General features: G+C 45.7%; 17 protein-coding genes and 2 pseudogenes. 2 read left to right on the top strand and 17 right to left on the bottom strand.

All coding sequences use genetic code 11. From position 1 onward, the window contains the following. Window positions 1–4 precede the first annotated feature (4 nt). On the top strand, window positions 5–487 hold the full coding sequence (locus ACP2WE_RS09840; RefSeq protein WP_425215380.1) for a cupin domain-containing protein: 483 nt from the start codon (window positions 5–7) through the stop codon (window positions 485–487). Between the two features lie 174 nt (window positions 488–661). Here the strand turns inward: ACP2WE_RS09840 and ACP2WE_RS09835 are convergent, their stop codons facing one another. From ACP2WE_RS09835 to ACP2WE_RS09815, 5 genes and pseudogenes are all read right to left on the bottom strand, one after another. Continuing rightward, window positions 662–1123: a ferric uptake regulation protein gene (locus ACP2WE_RS09835; RefSeq protein ID WP_425215379.1), complete on the bottom strand. Its 462-nt coding sequence runs from the start codon at window positions 1121–1123 to the stop codon at window positions 662–664. Window positions 1124–1227: 104 nt separating this feature from the next. Further along, window positions 1228–2649 (bottom strand): type I glutamate--ammonia ligase, encoded by a 1422-nt coding sequence (gene glnA / locus ACP2WE_RS09830; RefSeq protein WP_425215378.1) that lies wholly within the window; start codon window positions 2647–2649, stop codon window positions 1228–1230. Window positions 2650–2945: 296 nt separating this feature from the next. Next, window positions 2946–3536 carry a DUF3177 family protein gene (locus ACP2WE_RS09825; protein WP_425215377.1) on the bottom strand — a complete coding sequence of 197 codons (591 nt, stop codon included), beginning with the start codon at window positions 3534–3536 and terminating at the stop codon, window positions 2946–2948. 488 nt (window positions 3537–4024) lie between these two features. Further along, window positions 4025–7161, bottom strand: a pseudogene (locus ACP2WE_RS09820) (efflux RND transporter permease subunit); the annotation flags it as partial. Window positions 7162–7372: 211 nt separating this feature from the next. Continuing rightward, entirely contained in the window at window positions 7373–8692 is a 1320-nt protein-coding gene (locus ACP2WE_RS09815; protein WP_425215376.1) for an efflux RND transporter periplasmic adaptor subunit, read from the bottom strand. 474 nt (window positions 8693–9166) lie between these two features. Here ACP2WE_RS09815 and ACP2WE_RS09810 point away from each other — a divergent pair, with 474 nt between their 5' ends. After that, window positions 9167–10603, top strand: coding sequence for a hemolysin family protein (locus ACP2WE_RS09810; protein ID WP_425215375.1), 1437 nt, complete (start codon window positions 9167–9169; stop codon window positions 10601–10603). A gap of 113 nt (window positions 10604–10716) precedes the next feature. On the opposite strand, the pseudogene ACP2WE_RS09805 reads toward ACP2WE_RS09810, so the two are convergent. The 12 genes and pseudogenes from ACP2WE_RS09805 to ACP2WE_RS09750 all read right to left on the bottom strand — a co-directional run. Continuing rightward, window positions 10717–10857, bottom strand: a pseudogene (locus ACP2WE_RS09805) (type II toxin-antitoxin system PemK/MazF family toxin); the annotation flags it as partial. Continuing rightward, entirely contained in the window at window positions 10811–11047 is a 237-nt protein-coding gene (locus tag ACP2WE_RS09800) for a hypothetical protein (RefSeq protein WP_425215374.1), read from the bottom strand. The pseudogene ACP2WE_RS09805 and the gene ACP2WE_RS09800, both read right to left, overlap by 47 nt. A 49-nt stretch (window positions 11048–11096) precedes the next feature. Beyond that, window positions 11097–11252 carry a hypothetical protein gene (locus ACP2WE_RS09795; protein ID WP_425215373.1) on the bottom strand — a complete coding sequence of 52 codons (156 nt, stop codon included), beginning with the start codon at window positions 11250–11252 and terminating at the stop codon, window positions 11097–11099. Window positions 11253–11256: 4 nt separating this feature from the next. Continuing rightward, on the bottom strand, window positions 11257–11898 hold the full coding sequence (locus tag ACP2WE_RS09790; protein WP_425215372.1) for a Uma2 family endonuclease: 642 nt from the start codon (window positions 11896–11898) through the stop codon (window positions 11257–11259). Between the two features lie 21 nt (window positions 11899–11919). Next, on the bottom strand, window positions 11920–12492 hold the full coding sequence (locus ACP2WE_RS09785) for a Uma2 family endonuclease (protein WP_425215371.1): 573 nt from the start codon (window positions 12490–12492) through the stop codon (window positions 11920–11922). A gap of 1842 nt (window positions 12493–14334) precedes the next feature. Then, the gene (locus ACP2WE_RS09780) at window positions 14335–14550 is read right to left on the bottom strand and encodes a hypothetical protein (RefSeq protein WP_425215370.1); all 216 of its coding nucleotides are present in this window, start codon (window positions 14548–14550) and stop codon (window positions 14335–14337) included. Between the two features lie 670 nt (window positions 14551–15220). Then, entirely contained in the window at window positions 15221–15388 is a 168-nt protein-coding gene (locus ACP2WE_RS09775) for a hypothetical protein (protein ID WP_425215369.1), read from the bottom strand. 1586 nt (window positions 15389–16974) lie between these two features. After that, the gene (locus ACP2WE_RS09770; protein WP_425215368.1) at window positions 16975–18558 is read right to left on the bottom strand and encodes a hypothetical protein; all 1584 of its coding nucleotides are present in this window, start codon (window positions 18556–18558) and stop codon (window positions 16975–16977) included. 31 nt (window positions 18559–18589) lie between these two features. Continuing rightward, window positions 18590–19195, bottom strand: a complete 606-nt coding sequence (locus tag ACP2WE_RS09765; RefSeq protein ID WP_425215367.1) for a hypothetical protein — start codon at window positions 19193–19195, stop codon at window positions 18590–18592. 39 nt (window positions 19196–19234) lie between these two features. Continuing rightward, a complete protein-coding gene (locus ACP2WE_RS09760) occupies window positions 19235–20962 on the bottom strand; it encodes an RAMP superfamily protein (RefSeq protein ID WP_425215366.1) in 1728 nt (575 codons plus the stop codon). Between the two features lie 19 nt (window positions 20963–20981). Further along, entirely contained in the window at window positions 20982–21377 is a 396-nt protein-coding gene (locus tag ACP2WE_RS09755) for a hypothetical protein (RefSeq protein ID WP_425215365.1), read from the bottom strand. Beyond that, entirely contained in the window at window positions 21377–22207 is an 831-nt protein-coding gene (locus ACP2WE_RS09750; protein ID WP_425215364.1) for an RAMP superfamily CRISPR-associated protein, read from the bottom strand. Before ACP2WE_RS09750 ends, ACP2WE_RS09755 begins: the two co-directional genes overlap by 1 nt. Between the last annotated feature and the right edge of the window lie 15 nt (window positions 22208–22222).

The raw sequence follows: 22222 nt of genomic DNA, 5'->3' as shown, positions 1-22222 counted from the left end.
TACTATGCCCAATCTAGACTTCCCCATTGCGATCGTTGCCTTGGATGCTGCACCGCGAACCAAGCCCTCTAACTATCCAGAGCCCTTCGCATCGCGCATGGCTGGCAGAGAAAAACGTCAACTTGGGGACATCTTTGGTTTGTCGAACTTCGGTGTAAATCTGACGCGCCTGATTCCAGGTGCATGTTCTGCCCTCCGCCATGCCCACTCCAAGCAAGATGAATTTGTGTACATCTTGGCGGGGAACCCAATCCTGATAACGGACGAAGGTGAGACACAACTTTCTGCGGGAATGTGTGCTGGTTTCAAGGCTGGCACTGGCAACGGACATCAACTCGTAAACCGAACAAATGAAGACGTTCTTTATCTTGAAGTAGGCGATCGCACGACTGGCGATGCTGGAACCTACCCCGACGATGATTTACAGGCCATATTGGATAATGGCGGCAAATGGCAATTCTTACATAAGGATGGAACTCCCTATTGAACTTCATTGTCCTGCGATCCAACTCCTCTAGGCGTTCTCACTCGTCATCACGAGGGCTGAGTCATGCCGCCCAATAGAAAGTATCGGCAAAAATCAACTCGGTCATACTTGCGGATTGTAGAGATAGCGATCGTGATGTTCGGCAGCATCAGTGGGCAAACATTACAAATCTTTTTAAAAAATCGATCGCTGTCCTTCTGGACTTACGCCAATAATTGTGAGCTGGCAATCTAAAACCTTAAAACCATACTTGTCCGCAACTTTCTGACTGATGGTTAAGATCTGATCGTTTTTGAACTCTATGACACGATTGGTTTTGACACAGACTAAATGGTGATGGTGATGAGGACGCGGCTGATTGATCTCGTAGTGCTTGTGGTCTTCTGTTAGCTCAAGCTCCCGCAAAATTCCCATGCGTGCCATCAGCTTCACGGTTCTATAGATGGTTGATAGGCTGATATTTTCTCCCTGGTTTTGCAGACGATAAAAAAGATCTTCAGCACTTAAATGCTCGCCCTCTGGCAAATTTTGAAAAGTGCTCAAAATCACTTCTCGTTGCGGAGTCATACGCCACCCTTTAGCGTTGAGTTCCGCCTTTAGTGCTTCTGGAGAGTAAGCAGTCTGATCGGGAGACATAGGGCATTATCAATAACGATAGCTTCTTGAGAATAACATAATTTCAATAAACAAAAGCCGCCTTGAAAAGACGGCTAGATAAAATACAAATAAAACCTACGACTTTAGCAATCGTAGTACAGGCTAAATTCGTAAGGGTGAGGACGAATGTTCATAGGAATCGCTTCATTGTTCAACTTGTAGGTAATCCAAGTATTGATGAAGTCTTCGGTGAATACACCGCCAGCCAACAAGAAAGCATGGTCGTTCTTGAGATTTTCTAGGGACTCCATCAAAGAACCAGGCGCAGAAGGAACTTTCGCTAATTCTTCAGGAGATAGTTCGTAGATGTCCACATCAAGAGGTTCGCCAGGATCGATTTGATTCTTGATCCCATCAATGCCAGCCATCAACATTGCTGCAAAGGCTAGATAGGGGTTACAAGTGGGGTCAGGGCAACGGAACTCTAAACGCTTAGCTTTAGGATTTGTACCAGACAAGGGAATACGGATAGAAGCAGAACGATTCCCTTGAGAATAGGCAAGGTTTACAGGAGCTTCAAACCCTGGTACGAGACGTTTGTAAGAGTTGGTTGTGGGGTTGGTGATTGCGAGTAGAGCAGGTGCATGTTTGAGCAAGCCACCAATGTAGTGCAATGCCATTTGGCTCAAGCCAGCATACTTGTCGCCCGCAAACATGGGCTGACCACCCTTCCAAATCGATTGGTGCGTGTGCATACCCGTACCGTTGTCACCAAAAATAGGCTTAGGCATGAAGGTAACGGTCTTGCCATAGCGTCTGGCGACATTCTTGACCACATACTTGTAGGTCATCACATAGTCTGCAGCTTGGATCAGTTCGCCAAACTTGATGCCTAGCTCAGCTTGACCGCCTGTTGCAACTTCGTGGTGGTGCTTTTCAATTGGTACGCCGCAGTCTGCCATGGTCAGCAGCATTTCGGTACGGATATCTTGGAAAGAGTCAAGAGGTGGGACGGGAAAATAGCCTTGCTTGTTACGAATTTTGTAGCCTAAATTGCCACCTGCTTCAGAACGTCCAGTATTCCAAAGCCCTTCGGATGAGTCAACCTTGTAATAGCTGGAGTTCATGGTTTGATCGTATTCGACACTATCAAACATAAAGAACTCAGGTTCTGGCCCAAAGAAAGCCGTATCGCCTAGTCCAGTGCTACCAAGGAAGTCCACCGCTTTTTTGGCAATTACGCGAGGGCAGCGATCGTAAGGCTCGTTGGTACGAGGCTCAATAATGCTACAAATCATGCTGAGCGTTGGCACTTCCATAAATGGATCGATCCAAGCTGTCTCTGGATCGGGAACCATTGCCATATCGGATGCGTTGATTGCTTTCCAACCGCGAATGCTAGAGCCATCAAAAGCAACGCCTTCTGTGAAAGAGCTCTCATCGATCAAACTGCGATGAAAAGAGCAGTGTTGCCAGATACCTGGCATATCAATAAACTTGAGGTCAATGATCTTGATGTCTTGTTCTTCGATCATTCTCAAGACATCTTGGGGAGTCTTAGCCATGCTATATCCTTAAAGACTTTTTAGTGGGGGTTTTAATCTACCAAGAAAACTATAGTAGGGATCATATTCTTGGTGTTTTGTAACTTTGGATACATTAATCTCGGTGCGATCGCAGACCTTAAGATTGATCAAAGGTTTCCAAATCGATTCACAGTCACCACCTGGTGACTTCTGTAAATGCTTTGATGCTCCAATAAATCAAAGCTGTAAATCTTGACGTGGCGTTACGATTCTCAATGATATTAAATTTTTGAGGTGGCTGCTTACACCAATATTCTTGATATTCTCGCTCCTTTCTATTCTCGAAAGGCAATACGACCCTGTTTGGGTAGGCTAAATACCAAAAAGACGGCAAGGTAAAGACCATAGACAATTAAACCAACAATGCCAAAAAAGGCTAAGTTTTCAGCAGAAACCCCACCATGAACGATCGCTTTGTACCCTAGAGGTGGCTCATACCAAATCTTGCAGATGCTACTTTGATTCTCAAAATGCGAAAAGGCACAGTTAGAGAACACCAGACTGATACCAGCACCGATCGCGCAGTAGGTTGTAACTGCCCAACGCCAAGCTTTATAGAGTGGTTTTAAGCGACTTCGTGTGGTCGTAATATCTTCGTTGAGATCTTCCCAAAACCATAGGGATATTGGAATTAAGATACGTGCTGCCAAGCCCGCGAGAAAACTAATCGGCAAACTGCCAATCATCATGTAAACCGTAATTGCCAATAAGCTTGCTACGCGCCAGTAGATAATCAGAGATCGCTTGATTGCCTCAGATTTGGCTTTAAATGCCCAGATTAAAAGGACAAGGGGCACAAAAACGACAAAAAGGAGCGCAAGGCGAAAATCTAACCAAACGAGCTGTCGAATAAAAGATTCTTCCATAATTATTATGCAATGAGTGGTTAGCAACCAGCAGTCAGCTTAACCAACTTGCAGACGAAACACAAGCCAACAATGAACCAGTTGCAATCATAAAACGTTTCGCCTGTCTATTACCAATTTCCAGAGAATTTGCCAGAGAATTTGTAACAGCTCGGGATTTGAATTCCTTGCGGATTTTCCATTTTACCTGCTTCTCCTAAGAGCAGCTCTAAATGAGCTGCTCTTAGGATTGCTCATTCTTTGGCTGAAGGTTCCTGCCCCTCTCCCTCTTGCTTGGGCGTTCCATGCAAATCGCCATGGTGGTTGTCAAGCTCGGAAGTGTCCTTTTGGCTTGGACTTACGGGGGCGCTATGAATAGGGCGATCGCCATTCGCATGGGATTCGGGATGCACTTCTCCGTTCGAACTGCTATCCGAGCCAGCATCCGAACTAATATCTGAATTGCCATCAGCACCCACCCCAGCCAGAGCGGGTTTGGGTTTGTACAAGCCCCGTCTGACACGATCTTCAATGGTTTTGATCGTGATATATAGCACGGGCACGACAAACAGACTCAAGACTGTCGCTACAATCATGCCGCCGATGATCACAGTACCCAGAGACTGGCGCGAAGCCGCCCCTGCCCCTGTAGCGATCGCGAGGGGAAAAGCCCCAATAATTGTCGCCAAAGCCGTCATCGAGATCGGTCGCAAACGGGCAGCACTGGCTGCTACTACTGCCTTGGTGATGCTTTGCCCTTTTTCGCGCAGTTGGTTGGCAAATTCCACAATTAGAATGGCGTTCTTACTTGCCATACCGATCAGCATCACAAATCCGATTTGGGTATAGACATCATTGGAGAAGCCGCGCAGTTTCGTCGCCAAGAGTGCGCCTAAAATTGCCAAGGGCACGGTGAGCATGATAATCAGCGGATCGAGATAGTTCTCATATTGGGCTGCCATCACCAGAAACACGATTACAATCCCCAAGCCGAAAATCACAAAGGCAGCGGAACCCGAGTTGCGCTCTTCGAGCGAAAGTCCCGACCATTCATGGCTAAAGCTGCGCGGTAGTTCCTTTGAGATCTTTTCCATAATGTCGATCGCTTCGCCAGAGCTAACTCCTGGTGCGGGGTTGCCTGTGATTTCAATCGAACGGAAGAGGTTGTAGTGGTTGATAATCGAAGGCGCAATGATCGGTGTGACCTTAACCAGATTTCCCATGGAAATCATTTGCCCCGTGCGCGATCGCACGTATAGCTTCGTAATATCCTCAGGGTTAGAGCGGAACTGTTGGTCGGCTTGGATGTAAACCCGATAGCTGCGACCAAAGGCATTGAAGTCATTCACATACCTTGAGCCCAAAAAGGCTTGCAGGGTGCTAAAGATATCCTGCGGTGAGATTTGGAGGGAATTCGCCTTTTCGCGATCGACCTCCACGCTCAGTTGGGGTGTGTTGCCATTAAAGCTGGGACGAATCCCGACAATCTTGGGCGGTGACTTCGGATCGGGATAGGTACTGGCTCGACCTAGCAACTGCCCCATGGCTTGTTCCAATACCCTAAAGTCTTGGTTGTTTTTATCCTGTAATTCATACTGAAAGCCACCTGTACTACCAATCCCTTGAATCGCAGGCGGTGGGAATGGAATTACAAAGCCTTCCTTAATTCCGCCAAACTTGGGTCTGAGCCGCGTGATAATCCCTGCGACGGACTGATCGGCGCTCTTGCGATCGCTCCAAGGTTTGAGCGTGGTAAACACGATGCCAGCATTGGGCGTATTCCCACTAAACCCAAATCCACCGATCGCAAAGATTCCCTCGATGTTGGATTCTTCTTTGACGATCGCTTCGACTTTCTCTAGGATTTTTTCGGTGTAGTTGAGCGAAACCCCATCGGGAGCCTGCACGATCGTAATGAAATAGCCTTGGTCTTCTTCGGGCAAAAAGCCTGTGGGAATAATTTTATAGACCCCATAGGTGAGGAATAAACCAGCAGCAAACAGAACCAGTACAACGCCTTTTAAGTGGGTTACTTTTCCGACCGCCTTGCTATAATTGGCTCTGGTATTGTCGATCGCCCAGTTAATGCCATTAAAAAACCAGTTATTGGGGACTTGTCCCTGTCGTAACAGTTGCGCCGAGAGCATCGGCGTAAAGGTAATCGCATTAAAGGTTGAAACGGTAATCGAGAAGGCGATCGTCAAGGCAAACTGCTTGTAAAGCTGCCCCGTCGTTCCGGGAAAGAAGGCTACGGGCACAAATACGGCGATTAGCACCAACGAACTGGCGATTACAGCACTGAGCAATTCGTCCATCGAGGCGATCGCGGCTTCAATCGGGTTCATCCCCTCTTCTTGAATGCGCTTGTTGATATCTTCAACTACCACGATCGCATCGTCTACCACCAAACCTGTCGCCAAGGTCATGCCAAACAGGGTGAGGGTATTGATGTTAAAGTTCAGCAGTTTGACAAAGATAAACGTACCGATCAGAGCTACAGGAATTGCCAAAGCGGGAACCAGTGTGGCTTGCCAGTTTTGCAAAAACAAAAAGATAATCACGACCACCAAACCGATCGACAAAAACAGAGAGAAAATTACTTCCTCTGCCCCAGCTTCTACAAATCGAGTGGTGTCAAAGGCAACCTTGTAATGCAGTCCTGGTGGAAAGCTTTCTTCTAGAGCCTCCATTTCTTTTTTGACGGCATGAGCCACATCCAAAGCATTGGCATCGGGCAACTGGCTCACCCCTACACCCACACCCTGAATTCCGTTAAATCTTAGTACTGTGCCGTAGTTTTCTGCCCCTAGCTCTACCCGACCAATGTCTCGCACCCTGATCAGCGAACCATCATCGGCCGTCTTGACTACAATATCGGCAAATTCACTGGCTTCTTTAAGCCGACCCTTGGCGGAGATCGAGAGCTGATATTCCTGATCCTTGGGTGCGGGTTGTTGTCCGATCTGTCCCGCCCCCACCTGTAGGTTTTGTTGCTGTAAAGCGGTTGCTACATCTTGGGCAGTGAGTTTGCGAGCCGCGAGGCGATTGGGGTCGAGCCACAACCGCATGGCATATTTGCGTTCGCCAAAGATCGTGACGTTACTCACCCCTTTGGCACGTTTGATCACGTCCGTAATGTAGAGATCGGTATAGTTGCTGAGATAAACGTTGTCATATTTGAGCTTGCCATTCTCATCCCTGTCGGAATAAATCCCGATCGCCAGCAAAAAGCCCGTACTTTGTTTTCTCACCCTGATCCCAGTCTGTTGGACTTCGGAAGGCAGTTGCGACAACACCGAAACACGCGATTTTGTACGTCTACGGCGGCAAGATCTTGATTTCTTCCCAAATCGAAGGTGACGCTGATGTTGCTCGTACCGTCGTTAGAACTGCTAGAGGTAATGTATTTGGCGGATTCGATGCCGTTTAACTCGCGCTCTAAGATGGAGGTGACCGTCGCCTCTACGGTCTGGGCATCTGCCCCAGTGTAGTTAGCAACGACATTCACCTGCGGGGGCACAATTTCAGGATATTGCGCGATCGGCAGGATAAAAATACAGGCAGCACCAATCAGGGTGACGACGATCGAGCAAACTGTCGCAAACACAGGTCGCCTGATAAAAAAGTCAGCAATAGATAGGATCATGGGCGCTTAGATGTTTGATGGGAGGAGCTAGGGAGTTTAGGGATTAAATCTGGATCTGGAGAGTTTGGAGGTAGGGTTTTGGCTTCGATGAAAAAATCCAGATGAATAAACTAGATCGATGCGCTGGATAAATGTGCTGGGTGTCTAATCGAAAAATTATTTGATTGTCTGGAACTATCGAATAACTAACGATAAAAAAATAAAGGTTAGGCTATTTTTTCGGCTGAGGGGTTTCAGGTGGGGCAGGCACGATCGGGACGCCATCGCGCAGCGTTAAAATTCCTGCGACTACAATTTGCGCGTTGGGCTTTAACCCTTCTAAAACTTCTTGGTTATTGCCTACAATCTTACCGAGTTTCACCGCTTTTTGGCTGGCCACGAGCTGGGGTGGTTTGCCCTCTTGGGTTTTGGTCTCTGCCACAAAGATAAAATCTTGACCGCCTACCCGCGCGATCGCACTGGTGGGGACTAAGATCCCTGGCTTGGTTGACCAAATCACCCTTGCCCGCACAAACTGATCCGCACGGAGGGTATTTTTGCTGTTATCAAAATTTGCCTTTACCAAGATCGACTGGGTTTGGGCGCTGATATTCGGGGAAATAAATGAAACTGTCCCTTCCGAGATTTTTTGGTCTTGACCATCCCGTAACTCCACAGGTAAGCCAATGCGTAGTTGAGGGGCTTTTTCCACGGGGACTGAGATCTGGACTTCTAGGGCGCGATTTTCTGTAACTTGGGTCAGTTGGGTGGCATTGCTGACATAATCGCCCACCTTGACGGGAATATCGCCCACCACACCAGCAAAGGGGGCAGCGATCGTATAGTACTGAAGCTGTACTTCTTGCTGTACCATATCTGCTTCCGATTTTGCCACTCTGGTCTCAGCGCTAGAAATACTTGCCGTTTGAGCGCGAATCCGCGCATCGATCGCCAAGATATCAGCTTGAGCTGTTCTGAGTTTGTTGGCAGTGTCGTCCAATTTTTGCTGGGCGGTTGCCCCTTCTTTGGTTAGATCTGTGTACCGCTGAAATTCTTTTTGGGTAAACGCTAGCTCGGATTCTTTAGAAGCACGTTCCGCTTGCAGGTTAATTAGCGTAGCTCTAGCATTCTCTACATCTGCCTGTGACGATAACACCGAGGCATTAAAACTGGTGACTGTTGCTTGCTGCTTGGCGGGATCGATCTGTAAAAGCGGTGTGCCTGCTTCGACGCGATCGCCTGGCTTGACATAAATTGCTAAAATCTGACCGTCAACTCTTGGTTGTAGCGTGACTGACTTGCGAGACTGCAAACTTGCCACATAGTCCGAGCTATCGGTGACCGTTCCAGAGACAACACTTTCGATTTTGACGCTGGCAGCCCCATCTCCTCTAGGAGGCTCACTGCCCTGTCCGCAAGCACCAAGGGAAAGCGAGACGGCTAACACGACAGGTAGAAACTTTCTTGGCATTTTGGTAAGCATAGCGATGGGTTTAACCCGATATCTCTGGCTAGATAGTCTAGCGGCAATCCTTAAAATCTTCAAATTCATGTTTTTAGTAACAAAAAGTGACTAGAACGACAATTTCCAAAGGGGGACTTTAAACGATCGCGATTCTTTTCAATCAAAGTGCAGTGCGTTCATCGCTTAAGGCGTGGGCAAGATCCCCGACCAACCCTAAACCATGAATAATTTCTATGTTACGGGCGAATTCTAGAGGTTTTTGGGGTGCTTTTAACCATTACTTTTTCCAGTTCACCTCTTGGCTCAAGTCTGCGTGAATAGATTTTGTAATTGAATCTAAGGTCAATTCATCCTAAACTAGATGGCTAAACAGTAAATATTTCTGAATCTCATGTAGAGACTTTTAATAAACCTGCTTTAGTGAAAGCATCCATCTAGCCAGCCATAATCTATCTTATTGTAGTTATTTTTAAAGTTAATGAGGAGTCATGATTCCCTATGGGATGCGTACCCACGCTTGGTTGATATTGCTGGTCATCAGGTAAACCGCTAACGCACTGTATGGATATTGCCCCTGAGCTGATCGTTATTTCTTGTTTGATTGTAGCTAGTGCCTTGCTTGCGGCAGCAGAAACCGCTCTAATTTCTGTGAGTGATGTGCGGATTAGAGCTTTGGTTGAGCGTGGAAGCAGACGCGCGCGCATGATCCAAAGAATTACGACGGACAGCACGAGATTTCTCTCTACAATTCGAGTTGCTGCCACCTTTACCAGTTTTTTTACGGCAGCGATCGCATCTACACATTTTTCCCAGCCCTTCGCGACACTCCTAACGCCCTTAATTGGCACTAGTTTTGCCTATCCCATTGCTTTTATTAGCGTCACCACGGCGATCGCTTTACTTAGCTTGATTTTGGGCGAACTCGTACCCAAACGTTTTGCCATGCACCATGCCGAAGAGGTTGCGATGACCTTGGTGCGTCCGATTAATTTTTTGGGTAGATCGATCTCGCCCCTCGTCAGCCTCACCAGTGCGATCGCCAGCCTCATTTTGTTTGTATTTGGTTCGCCAACGGGTGAGAGTGATGAAGTGACGGGCATTGAAGAAATTAAGGCAATGGTGGATGCCGCTCGCACAGACGGTTCGGTTGGCGAACAGGAACGACGCATTATTTATGGGGCAGTCGAACTCAGCCATATTCCCGCTAGGGCAATCATGGTTCCGAGGGTGCAAATTCAATACATCAAAGACTCTACTTCCCTAGAGGAAGCTTATCAAATCGTCTCTGAGAATGCTCATACCCGCTTACCTGTCTGTGAAGAAGACTTAGACAATATCATTGGTATCCTGTGTGTAAAAGATTTAATTCGTCCGATTCCGCAAATCATGGAGCAACCTCCTACTGTGCGAGAGTTAGTGCGTTCTGTGCGTTATGTCTCTGAAGATCAACCAGCTTCAGATATCTTGCGGGATATGCAGAAAGATCGGCTGCATATGGTGATTGTCAAGGATGAATTTGGCGGTACGGCGGGACTAGTCACCTTAGAGGATGTCCTAGAAGAAATTGTGGGAGAAATTCGGGATGAATACGATGCCGAAGAAGAAAAAGAATTTCATCGAATTGCCGAACATCAAGGTATTTTCAAAATTCGCGCCAGTATTTCTACGGTGAATAACGAACTCAACGTGCAATTGCCGCGAGATGAAGTTGCGACGCTGGCTGGACTATTTTTAGAAGAAATGCAACGCCCACCGATCGCTGGCGATCGCTTAGAAATCGATGATATTTTGCTAGAGGTCTTAGAGGACAGCCAAAGGGTGATGGTCTCTCTGATCGAGCGCACTGAGGAAGATGAAGACGAACGCGATCGAGAAAAAGAACGCGAAAGAGAAAAGGAACGGGAAAAAGAAAGGGAACCAGAGCGCAAGCCCGAACCAGACATCGAACCTAGTTCTGAAGATCTCAGCGAAGAGTTCAACGAACAGGGAACGGCTTAATTCCTGAAATAAAATCCTGAGTTTCTGTCAATGGCTCATCAAATTTCTTGCCAATGACAATTTTGTCTTTGTCTGATTCTTAGAGATCTTATCTACCGTCTAGCCGTCTAGCCTTATAACCCCAAACAATATTTAACTGTTGTTTCTATTTCTTCCATTTTGACTGGAGACAACATTCCTGATGGCCGATCTGGAAAGCGTGAAGAATCAAGCGATCTTATTTGAAAGCACATAAAGACCATCAAAATCTGTAGCGGCAAACTCTTGCTGAATCTGAGTAAGTTCAGCTTGAATTTGTGGATCTTGAGCCATTGCTGTTAGTTCGTTTCTAATCCGAATTTGGTGTGCTATGTGTTCTAAAAGCCACAACTGCTCAGTTAGATTTAGGGCATCTATTGACTGAGTAATGCTCTTAAGATCTCTTGACTTTTCTTGGGTTAGCATAGGTTATGAACTTATCTAGCTCGGTATCAGCAAATTATAGCTTAGGTAACTAGGCTGAGAATAAATCCAATAATTCCGTAGCCTTTCCGTCTACTAATTCAAAGCTTTCATCTAACACTGATAAACGTAAAAACTCTGCTAACGTTAGCTTTTGCTTACTATCTGACACTTCTAAAATTTGCTCTTTAACCTCAGTAAATGTCATGATTTTACCTGCTCGTAAGATGTTGACGAAATTCTCTCAGCATCCCACTTGTTCCGATCGCGATTGCCCGATCTACAAGTTGCGGAATTAGCGTCTTAATTGACAAGTCGGGAAATAGCAAGCTTTGCTCAGATTCCTGATAATGCCCATCTGCTAGGACAAATATCTTCAAACTGCGATCGCGATAAATCCAGATTTCAGGCACGGCGATCGCCTCATACGCGGACAACAATGTTTTAGAAGTGACATCTGACTCAATCGCCAGATCGGGCGGTGGATAGATATCCACATCAACTCGCTCTTGACAATCTCTCACCAAAGCCGAATTAGCCACATAGAAACAAGTGTCGGGTTCAACGCCAGCTATTCCTTTTCGATAAAAGGTAGTTGAGCCAAAATCTTCCCAATCTTGGCTCCGCATGTCCAAAAGCACCTTAACAATATCTCCTGTGATGCGATGGGGACGTTCGTGTCTTGCTAAGGGGGACATAATCTCTAAAGTGCCGTTGTGGTATGCAATCCGAGTAGAGCGATCTTCACCTAACTCATTCAAGATATCCTCACAGTCATTCCAACTAAGGGAGTGGATTGCGATCGCGCTGCCTTGTCGTAAGTCTATCGATCTGATTGGAATTGTGACGCTCATAAACTATCCCCTTCTGATATATCAAGATTCGTGTCTTTGTCCATAAATATCTTTTAGAGTCATGGTTATTTTAGGAAAAGCGATCGGCGAGAAGGAAATAACAGAAGAGTCAATTAATGTCTGTTGGAGATATGACTTATTTTGTGGTTGGCGGTAGATCTCTAGGATATCGCTCTCTAGGTTGGCAATCCAGTACTCTGGAATACTATATTCAGCATAGAGAGAAAGCTTGGTAGTTCGATCGTATTTCAAGCTGGAATCAGCCACCTCAATGAGTAACAAAGTATCTTCGGCTTGAGGGAATTTACCAGCATAAAAATCATCGCGAGGCAGCAAAATCGTAATGTCTGGTTGTGGCTCTGAATAATCTGGCAAACGGATTGGGTTTTGAATACTAATAACGCCTTCTGATTGGACAGCATTGTTAAAAAAACGAGCTAGACGGTTAATTGTGACTGCATGTCTCAATCCGATGGGTGTCATAATCACAATCTCCCCTTCAATTAATTCAAGACGGGCTTCAGGATGGAAAATACCAGCCTTTCCCATCAGTTGATATTGCTCGACGTCAAATTTATGTGTGAGTTGTTGCATGGTTTTTCTCCCATTAATTGACTTTGATGTCACGCTTACGGATCGAAAAAGCTACCAATTTTAGCCAGTTTTGCACTTCGCGATCGCGGGCTTTTCTAATTTCATGATTTTAAGCAGATTGAGTCTCTAATTAAAGTTTACCAACATCCTCTTCAAATAATCTGACTTATTTTTTTTAACTGTCTCAGTTTTGCGATCGCAGCTCTAAAAACAAGAATCTCTCAAATAATCCTTTTTTAGTGAGTAGGGAGCAGGTTGCAAGTTGACCTACTCCCTTTTTTTAGGAGTTTTTCCCTAACGAATGGGGAACCCCATGGAGTACATGCGCTTCACGGACGAATACACGTTTCCAATCGATCGCGCCCCCTAGCGAGTAGGAGATTTTGAGCTAGACTTACCTTGTGTCGATTACTACAGGTTTCCAATCGATCGCGTCCCCTAGCGAGTAGGAGACACCTGACTGCGATATCGCAGAGTATCTAATCACTACGTTTCCAATCAATCGCGTCCCCCAGCGAGTAGGAGACATTACTCAACGGCAAAGGGTTGTCTGCTCAATGGTGGTTTCCAATCGATCGCGTACCCTAGCGTGTAGGAGATACTAGCAAAGGAGACCAGTGTATTGAATACTTTACGTTTCTAATCGATCGCGTCCCCTAGCGTGTAGGAGAGATCGATGACACATTCTCAAACTTTGGTACTGTTCATCGGTTTCCAATCGATCACGTCCCCTAGCGGGTAGGAGACTTGGAGGATTGTAGAGATGGTAGCAAAGCGCTAGAAGTTTCCAGTCGATCATATCTCCTACCGAGTAGGAGAACAAAAACATGCCTGTTATATTCACTGAAGGTACTCAGTTTCCAATTTATCGCGTCCCCTAGCGAGTAGGAGAATCAAATGATGCCAAAGCTGTACTTACAGGGATGGCTGTGTTTCCAATTGATCGCGTCCCCTAGCGAGTAGGAGAAAAAAAACTGGTTAGAGCCTCAGTTTGAACTATGCCTAAACGTTTCCAATCGATCGCGTCCCCTAGCGGGTAGGAGGTGCGTCCTCAATATGCCCTCTCCTATTCCAGAACTAGGTTTCCAATCGATCGCGTCCCCTAGCGGGTAGGAGAGCCACTTAAACAGATCACCCATATCACAATCTACGAGTTTCCAATCCATCGCGTCCCCTAGCGTGTAGGCGATCGTAAAGGATGTGCAGGATACTTCGCGAAGTATTCAGGAAAGTTTCCAATCTATCGCATCCCCTAGCATGTAGGAGATACCCAAGTGTTATCGCCTCAGTTTATGGCAATCATGTTGTTTCCAATTGATCGCGTCTCATAGCGTATAGGAGACTTGAGGATATGCTCTTCAAAATTGAGGAGTGTTCCACATTTCCATTTTATCGCGTCCCCTAGCGTGTAGGAGAATAGGAAAGAATCCACTAAAAAAATTGTAGAACGGCTCATCGAGTTTCCAATTTATCACGTCCCCCAGCGTGTAGGAGAGAAGAATAATCTTGAGTGGCAGTTAGAGCATATCAAGTTTCCAATTGATCGCGTCCCCTAGCGTGTAGGAGAAAATAATGGAAAACCTCCTGACGCTCCTAATGTTTTGTTTCCAATCGATCACGTCCCCTAGCGAGTAGGAGGCATCGGCTTGCACAATGGATTTTGATGGTGATAGGAAATTTCCAATTTATCGCGTCCCCCAGCGTGTAGGAGATTTATGCATGGTTTTGGGGATTTGCCAAAGTCAATAAGTTTCTAATTTATCGCGTCCCCTAGCGAGTAGGAGATTAATGAAAGCCAGACAATCAAGGGTTCCCCTTGGCGTTTCCAATTTATCGCGTCCCCTAGCGAGTAGGAGAAGCTTCAAGAGTTTGAGGAGTATCACGGCAAGGCGCAAATGTGGTTTCCAATCGATCGCGTCCCCTAGCGGGTAGGAGATACTTACAGCTAAAGAGGCAAAAAACGATGTAACGTTTGTGTTTCCATTCGATCGCGTCCCCTAGCGGGTAGGAGACTTGTTTCAGTTCGTGAAGCCTGCGGATCAGTATTTGTGTTTCCATTCGATCACGTCCCCTAGCGGGTAGGAGAAAGGAAAAGACTCAAAAGGTGACAACCTAGTAGAGTAGTTTCCAATCGATCGCGTCCCCTAGCGAGTAGGAGGAGTGCGCAACACTCAAGGGTATCTCCAACGTAGCACGGTTTCCAATCGATCGCGTCCCCTAGCGAGTAGGAGATGAGAGCTATCGCGATGGAATATTAGCGTTTTATAGGTTTCCAATCGATCGCGTCCCCTAGCGAGTAGGAGATCTCGATATGCCTGCGGATGTGACCGCAATTTGTATGTTTCCAATTGATCGCGTCCCCTAGCAAGTAGGAGAAATAACATTGTAGGGCTAATGAATCAAGCTAACTCACTGTTTCCAGTCGATCGCGTCCCCTAGCGAGTAGGAGGTTTATATTGGAAATACTCCCTATATACCTCTTGGTAAGTTTCCAATCGATCGCGTCCCCTAACAAATAGGAGATCTCAAGATACGGTTATCAATTGCCCCGATCACCTCACATTTCCAATCGATCACTTCCCCTAGCGAGTAGGAGAAGATTACCAACGAAGGCAAACTGGACGGTAACTATTAGTTTCCAATCGATCACGTCCCCTAGCGAGTAGGAGCTGAAAGAGATTCACGCTATCAGATCGGCTAAAAAGATGTTTCCAATTGATCGCGTCCCCTAGCGAGTAGGAGACAAAGGCAGTAGGGAAGGAATGGGGAATCCCGTCGCTGTTTCCAATTGATCGCGTCCCCTAGCGAGTAGGAGATTGTAACGACTGCCTTGCAGCGGGTCGTGACGGTCGTATGTTTCCAATTGATCGCGTCCCCTAGCGTGTAGGAGAAACACAATCTACTAAGCTAAATATACTACTGCACTTATGTTTCCAATTGATCGCGTCCCCTAGCGAGTAGGAGATATACATGCATTACTCCTGCTTTCATGGTCTTCTTGTTTCCAATTGATCGCGTCCCCTAGCGAGTAGGAGATGCTTAAAGCAGGTCGCCCAAGGCGCGGGGGCGTTTCCAATCGATCGCGTCCCCTAGCGAGTAGGAGAAACAATGGTTGTCATGGCTACTACAAGCTTTTCATCACTGTTTCCAATCGATCGCGTCCCCTAGCGAGTAGGAGATGCCTTCAAGGTCTGGGTGGACTACAAGTATAAGTCTGGTTTCCAATCGATCGCGTCCCCTAGCGAGTAGGAGAATAGAACCATGATTAATCGCGACGAACTAGCGGCAAGGATTTTGTTTCCAATCGATCGCGTCCCCTAGCGAGTAGGAGAATTATTGCTTTTTACGGCGCTTTGAAAATTGGCGCAAGTTTCCAATCGATCGCGTCCCCTAGCGAGTAGGAGACAAAAACGATGATAGCCGCCAAAAAATCCAAGCAGAGTTTCCAATCGATCGCGTCCCCTAGCGAGTAGGAGACTTGATCAAAATAAAGCCAGTCGCAATTCATATATTGAGTTTCCAATCGATCGCGTCCCCTAGCGAGTAGGAGACCTGAGCTATTAGGGGAATTGTTTTTACTAGAGCTAGAGTTTCCAATCGATCGCGTCCCCTAGCGAGTAGGAGAAAAGAAGCAGCTTTACTTCTGAAATAGTTTTGCTCTGTTTCCAATCGATCGCGTCCCCTAGCGAGTAGGAGATTGGGGAAATAAACAAATATGGATTATGTATTTAGAAGTTTCCAATCGATCGCGTCCCCTAGCGAGTAGGAGAGACACCATCCAAGTTACCGTGAAAGATGACCCTCGTTCGTTTCCAATCGATCGCGTCCCCTAGCGAGTAGGAGAGCTGGCTACAGACTATACAATTTAATTACGATAGGAGTGTTTCCAATCGATCGCGTCCCCTAGCGAGTAGGAGAGTATTTTGAGGATGAGATAGCTGCTAATGAGTGGATGGGTTTCCAATCGATCGCGTCCCCTAGCGAGTAGGAGAGTTCAAATCATGCTGATGTGCAAGCCTGTGGATATTTCTGTGTTTCCAATCGATCGCGTCCCCTAGCGAGTAGGAGAGACTGAATGGCTACAGAGATGAAAACAAGTACATCAAGGTTTCCAATCGATCGCGTCCCCTAGCGAGTAGGAGAGAAAAGAAAGCAGCTCGTGTTGTTTGGGTGTTTTCATGTTTCCAATCGATCGCGTCCCCTAGCGAGTAGGAGAGATCACTTACTGAAGGTAGCTATCGTTCTATTGACGCGCTTTGTTTCCAATCGATCGCGTCCCCTAGCGAGTAGGAGATGATACACCCGCACTCGCACTCTGCAAACTTCTACTAGCGATGTTTCCAATAGATCGCGTCCCCTATCATGTAGGAGATCCAAATGGGATCAAGCGTTGAGTTCATACTTGGAACGTTTCCAATAGATCGCTTCCCCTAGCTAGTAGGAGACTCATTTTGATAGCCAAAACTGACAATAACTCATCAGCTAATAAGAAGCGATCGCCTTAATCACCTCCTCCAAATCCTTATGCACCTGTGACATTAAACTAGCAGATTTTAAGGATACAAAAGACTGACCAGCGACTAAATTTAAACAAGCAAGTAAAACCTTTGTCCATTCCTCTTGATTCCCTTTACCCCAAGCCTCATAAACCTCTTGGGGAGTCATTCCCCTTAACCGATGAAATAACTCGTTGCGTTCATCTGCTAACTGTTCCCAAACAATCGAAATTGGATGACCTGTTAACCGTGAATTCGGTTCAAAAGTAGATTCAAATAGCGTGTATAAAACTCGCCCATACAAGCCAAGCTTATCACGGCTTAAATCTTCTTTCTGATTTTGATACCTCAGAGCATTTTCAAATCTAGAATCAATCGTATGCTTTGCAATTGGCGAACCTTCCTTATCACCACGATAACGCCTAGAATCATATTCTTGAACTTTACTACCTCTTGGATTAAGTACAGGATCGCCATTACGATCCAGTTTAACGAAACTGTAGTGAATATTAGAAGCATGAGTTGCGATCGCCCATTCACAAATCAACCCCTCGATCGCTCTCACACTATGAAAAAGCGCCTCAGTCGGATCGCCATTTTTCATCCTCACCACAGCCAGATAAGCCATCTCATAGCCCTTCCACCACCATTCCCTAACTCGACTAGATGTTACCAATCCCATCTTGTTAGCAAACTCATCAAACTTAGCCGCATTCCACAACTTCGCCAGTTCGAGCAAATGATCCAACTTCACCTTTAGCGCCGAATCTTCTAAATTCAGGCTGTCCACAACACTAGCCACCCCAGCATAATCATCCCTTGCCAGCAAATCCTCTAATTTCTTAAATTGCAAGGTCTCAAAATAGGATGAACCCTTTAAAAACTTTGTCTTATCTGGATCTAACTCACTACTAACCAGAAACTCCACCTTTTTACCAAAGCGAATCAAACAAGTTAACTGCACTGCCGAAGAAATTGCAGGAGTTCCTGCCTGATGACTCACAATCACGCGATCGCTCTTAGAAATCCACTTATTTTCTTCCCACCTCGCCAACTCCGCCTTTACTAGCGTCAATGTCGCATCCCAATCATCTAACCCATCCGCCCCTTGCTGCGGCTTCAATACCGAAAATTCAATCTTCTCATCGGCAAATTTTTCACCAAATGCTTGCGTAAAATAATGTTTCAAAATCGGCTGAAGCGTATATGTATCCTGCCAATAAGGACAAGCAGCATCACCACGACTGTAAGCATCAAAAATCGCCTCCTGATCGGTTAGCAAAACAATAATGCGATCGGGCTTATTCCTTTTCTCAGTCTTAAATTCCTGACAAAATCCATCCAACAAAGGAAAAGTCAAACGCTCCCAATGAGTCTCAATTGCATCACCATAGACAATTCCCATTACTCTCGCTTGTAAAGTAAATAAATCACTATTGCTTTCTGGTGTTAGAGAAAATCCACAGTAATATAACTGCTCACCTTTTTTATCCAGCAAATGTGTCGAGCCAGTATTATCTGTCAGTTTGACATCACTATTACCCGTCGTCACAATCCAAACTACAGACATCCTGCTTAAGCTCCAAGATTTACAAAAGAGACTACAGAAACTCAGTGATGATCCTACTAAAACAGCTCAAAATCCGATCGAGTTCATTGAGATAGAAAACATTACTATCAAGAGTCAGCAACTTATTTTCTAATTTCAAAAACTGCCATAAATTGCCCGTCGTCACACATCCATAAACCTTATCCAAGGTCTCACCATGCTTTTGGTTATAGCGAATAGCCCCATACATTTGAGCCGCACATTGTCCTAGCCCATTCTCTAAGTTATCGCGCTTCGCTTCTACGATCGCCATAATTGGCGTGCTAATAAAAGTTGCCGTCGAACCCTTACCAAGAATAAAATCACATTCTCCTACCAGTCCCTCATCGCGATCGCTATCAAGGTTTTTGCCCGAATAAATAGCCAACTGTGTCGAAAAATGCGCCTCCACCTCTAACAAAATTGGCGCAATAATAAACTCAGATTTTGCCTTTTCGCTACTAGTTGTGAGCGCAAACTTTTTACCTTTCGCAAGGGTTTCCAATAACCAACTACTAATCTGAATTACACTTTCTTGAGATGAAAATAAGTCCTGCTCAACAAAATGGAGAGAGAACTTATCTATAATCTGTTCAACCGTAAAATCACTGTAAGCCATAGTTTTATAGTTTTACGCTATGAGAGTGTATGCACAACCCTATTCTATTTCCCAAGGCTTTCCCCATAGTTGTTGAAATCGTCCATCTTCAGCCAAGAAATCAAGAAAATCTAAGCATTTGTCATATTTATCAGGGAAAATTGTCAATAGTTCAATATATTGTTCGGTATGTCTTACGATCTTTTTCGTGGAATCTTTTGGATCGGGAACTAACTTTTTCAAAGGATACATCCGATGCCACAATCGTCCAATCTGCCCCATCTTACCAGTGACAGATGAACCTTTAATTAATAATTCTGGAATATGCGCCGTAGTATCTCTATTCTGATAGGGCTTATGCAGCCAATGAATTGCTTCTGAACTATCGCGATCGCCTGCAATCCTTCCCCAAACTTGCACCTTGTCCGCGTGCCATGCCTCACGCCAACCTCCCGCGTAACTTTCCCCAAGATTCACGTCTTGCAAACCTAACCAAACCCTAGCTGCCTCTTGCAACTTGTTCAAAAACGTGGAAATCTGTTTTAGATTATAGACTTGAACATCGCGTCCATAAAGCTTTTTCCATTGCCAATGACATCCAATTAGTGGCTTTCTATAATTGTTATCTTCGTAATATTCCTCATAAAACAATCGGTGATCGGCTCTACGCCATGATTTACCAAACCCACCAAAAATCATTGCAAATTGGTTTAAGTGCAGAATCAAATTTTTTAAAGCAATCTTATGCACTTCTGAGATTTCTTGTGATAACAACCAACCAAGCTCGCCTTCGACCTCATAACTCGGTACTTCCCATTGTCCATTCCCAAATATTTTTTCATCTATTTGCTTAGTAACAAAGTTCATAGCCAGCAAGCCCCAAGTCCCCCCACCTGAGACTCCACCAAAAAGTCTCTCAACTTCTATTTTTGCTTTCTCTGCATCTGTCAAACCGCCAAAAATCCGCAAGGCATGACCGCGAATTGCCGCCCGAAAAATATTGGGGCGAAACTCGCCAGATTCATCTAAGCGCTTTGATGCCATCCCTTGTCCTTTCAACAGATGCGGCGGATACAACAACTCACCCTTTAATTGATCGCGATGACCGTAGCCTGCGGAGACCCGACAGCCAATCCCACGCCCCAACGCCGCTTCCCAAATTTGCCAGATCTCCTCCCACTCAGATTCATCAAGTTCCTCTGAAGCCGAAATCCCAAACTGAATTGTGGGTTGATACAGTGAAATCTGGATAAAAGCACTAGTTCTACTACTATCCATCACTTGACGTGGCTGCTGTGGATGTACCAAATCAACTAACCCATCAGTCCAACTATCGTCTATAGGATAACCACCATGAAAGCGCAAAATCCCTGGAGAGAAGTCTCCTTTAGAGATTTCCTGTCCACAATATTTACCAAGGCGATCGCTAAATAAGCGCTTGCAAGCCTGACGAAAAGCTCCCTTCATACTCGAACCGGGGTAAAAGGGATAGCCAGACGCACCAATGACAGGACGAATCACGCCATCATCCTGACCTGAATTTGTCACAAATCGCCAGCTAATCGTATATTCTTGCGTTTTGACTGGCTTCTCAAATATTGGCGCAACAGGATAAGTTTCACTTGTCCATTCTTCAGCCCAAATTTCCGCATCTTGAGGTTCTCTAGGTTTATTTTTTTTCGGATCTGCTTTACGCTCTGTATCAAGGCGCTGCAATTGACATCGCCCATTCGTTTGCGCCTGAAACATCATCGGCACTTTTTCATATGCATCGGGAATATTTGACATTTTTTCTAGTCCCTAAAAACTATTTTTTCTTATAGCGCTGAGTCCACCAAACCAAACAGTCGCAAAGTTGCGTTAGCACAGCCATCGCCACCCGTTGATCTTGGATGTCTACCTCTTTCCACAGCCTTTCTGCCATCGCTCGGACAGCCTTAGCATCTTCGGCTTTTACAGGATCGTTAGGAATTTTCACACCTGCTTTTGCCATCACTGCCACAAGTTGCTCCCATGTCTCTTTCCAGTAAGTCCCCTTAGGAGTACCTTGCAAGCGCAAATGCTCACCCCAGAAACGCTCCAAACCATAAGCCACAGCTACACGCATCTTAAAGGCTTGCCCCAAAGAATCCTTATCGCGTTCTTTCGCATTTAGAACTAGCTTCTGAGCAATGCGATCCAAATCATAGGTTTTCCAAGCCATTACTGATACGCTCCTGCAAGTGTGACATTACAACGACCAAAGCCAACCGATTCCAACCCACCGAAATACATATCTTGCGAAGCATTGTTACCAAAAGGTTTCCAACCTTTCTCTTTTAAAGCGATCGGAAATATTAAAACGCTGCCCTCTGGCAAAGCCTCAACGTTAAAAAAGGCTCCTCCATCTACCTTTTTCATGTCGTCCATCATCTTGATGCGACTCTGGCGATACAAAGCCATGTCATGTAACATCGCAATATCATTATCTGCAACCACCACCAAACTCTCAACCGCCAGATCTACACCTTGAGGAACCCATTTCTGCATTGCCTCGGATTCGATTTGCTGCTCGATTTCCATAAATCCAAGGTTGAAAAATAGGATTTGCTTAGCAGTACCGCGATCGCTAATTTGACGCCCCCGCAGAGTTTTCGCCGCCGTGTAAGGCTTAGGAATAGGCGCTTCGCAACCAGTAATTAGTTTGTAACGCTTAAGCAATCTTGGGCAACTAATCCAAACTACAGGCTGTCCGGGACAAAAAACAGGCAACCAAACCAGCGACGCATATTCAAATTTAACGATCGCTTCCGTAGTCCCGCCATCAGGTCTGCCATCCACAGATTCATGCCCGTACCATGTATTCTCTAAACCCTTTTCCGTCTCGCGCATATCCGCCCGAAAGCGTCCACGAATCGAACTCCCCGCAATAATCCCCGTCTGCGTAAATTGATCGCGAAAAATCAAATTGAGATTACCAGACTCCTCACCTGCGGCAGCGCCAACATGCAAAGGCGCAAGGGTTTCAATAATTCCATAGGCTTTTTTGTACATTAATCCTCTCCTTTT

The sequence above is a fragment of the Tumidithrix helvetica PCC 7403 genome (assembly GCF_965232925.1).
GTDB lineage: Bacteria > Cyanobacteriota > Cyanobacteriia > Pseudanabaenales > Pseudanabaenaceae > Tumidithrix > Tumidithrix helvetica.
This window is presented reverse-complemented; position numbering and strand designations above follow the sequence as displayed.

What these genes read in the sequence shown, in the direction of transcription:
- ACP2WE_RS09840 (WP_425215380.1), top strand. Translation starts at nt 5, where the DNA reads ATGCCCAATCTAGACTTCCCCATTGCGATCGTTGCCTTGGATGCTGCA.
- ACP2WE_RS09835 (WP_425215379.1), bottom strand. Translation starts at nt 1,123, where the DNA reads ATGTCTCCCGATCAGACTGCTTACTCTCCAGAAGCACTAAAGGCGGAA.
- glnA (WP_425215378.1), bottom strand. Translation starts at nt 2,649, where the DNA reads ATGGCTAAGACTCCCCAAGATGTCTTGAGAATGATCGAAGAACAAGAC.
- ACP2WE_RS09825 (WP_425215377.1), bottom strand. Translation starts at nt 3,536, where the DNA reads ATGGAAGAATCTTTTATTCGACAGCTCGTTTGGTTAGATTTTCGCCTT.
- ACP2WE_RS09815 (WP_425215376.1), bottom strand. Translation starts at nt 8,692, where the DNA reads ATGAATTTGAAGATTTTAAGGATTGCCGCTAGACTATCTAGCCAGAGA.
- ACP2WE_RS09810 (WP_425215375.1), top strand. Translation starts at nt 9,167, where the DNA reads ATGGATATTGCCCCTGAGCTGATCGTTATTTCTTGTTTGATTGTAGCT.
- ACP2WE_RS09800 (WP_425215374.1), bottom strand. Translation starts at nt 11,047, where the DNA reads ATGCTAACCCAAGAAAAGTCAAGAGATCTTAAGAGCATTACTCAGTCA.
- ACP2WE_RS09795 (WP_425215373.1), bottom strand. Translation starts at nt 11,252, where the DNA reads ATGACATTTACTGAGGTTAAAGAGCAAATTTTAGAAGTGTCAGATAGT.
- ACP2WE_RS09790 (WP_425215372.1), bottom strand. Translation starts at nt 11,898, where the DNA reads ATGAGCGTCACAATTCCAATCAGATCGATAGACTTACGACAAGGCAGC.
- ACP2WE_RS09785 (WP_425215371.1), bottom strand. Translation starts at nt 12,492, where the DNA reads ATGCAACAACTCACACATAAATTTGACGTCGAGCAATATCAACTGATG.
- ACP2WE_RS09780 (WP_425215370.1), bottom strand. Translation starts at nt 14,550, where the DNA reads ATGGAAACACAAATACTGATCCGCAGGCTTCACGAACTGAAACAAGTC.
- ACP2WE_RS09770 (WP_425215368.1), bottom strand. Translation starts at nt 18,558, where the DNA reads ATGTCTGTAGTTTGGATTGTGACGACGGGTAATAGTGATGTCAAACTG.
- ACP2WE_RS09765 (WP_425215367.1), bottom strand. Translation starts at nt 19,195, where the DNA reads ATGGCTTACAGTGATTTTACGGTTGAACAGATTATAGATAAGTTCTCT.
- ACP2WE_RS09760 (WP_425215366.1), bottom strand. Translation starts at nt 20,962, where the DNA reads ATGTCAAATATTCCCGATGCATATGAAAAAGTGCCGATGATGTTTCAG.
- ACP2WE_RS09755 (WP_425215365.1), bottom strand. Translation starts at nt 21,377, where the DNA reads ATGGCTTGGAAAACCTATGATTTGGATCGCATTGCTCAGAAGCTAGTT.
- ACP2WE_RS09750 (WP_425215364.1), bottom strand. Translation starts at nt 22,207, where the DNA reads ATGTACAAAAAAGCCTATGGAATTATTGAAACCCTTGCGCCTTTGCAT.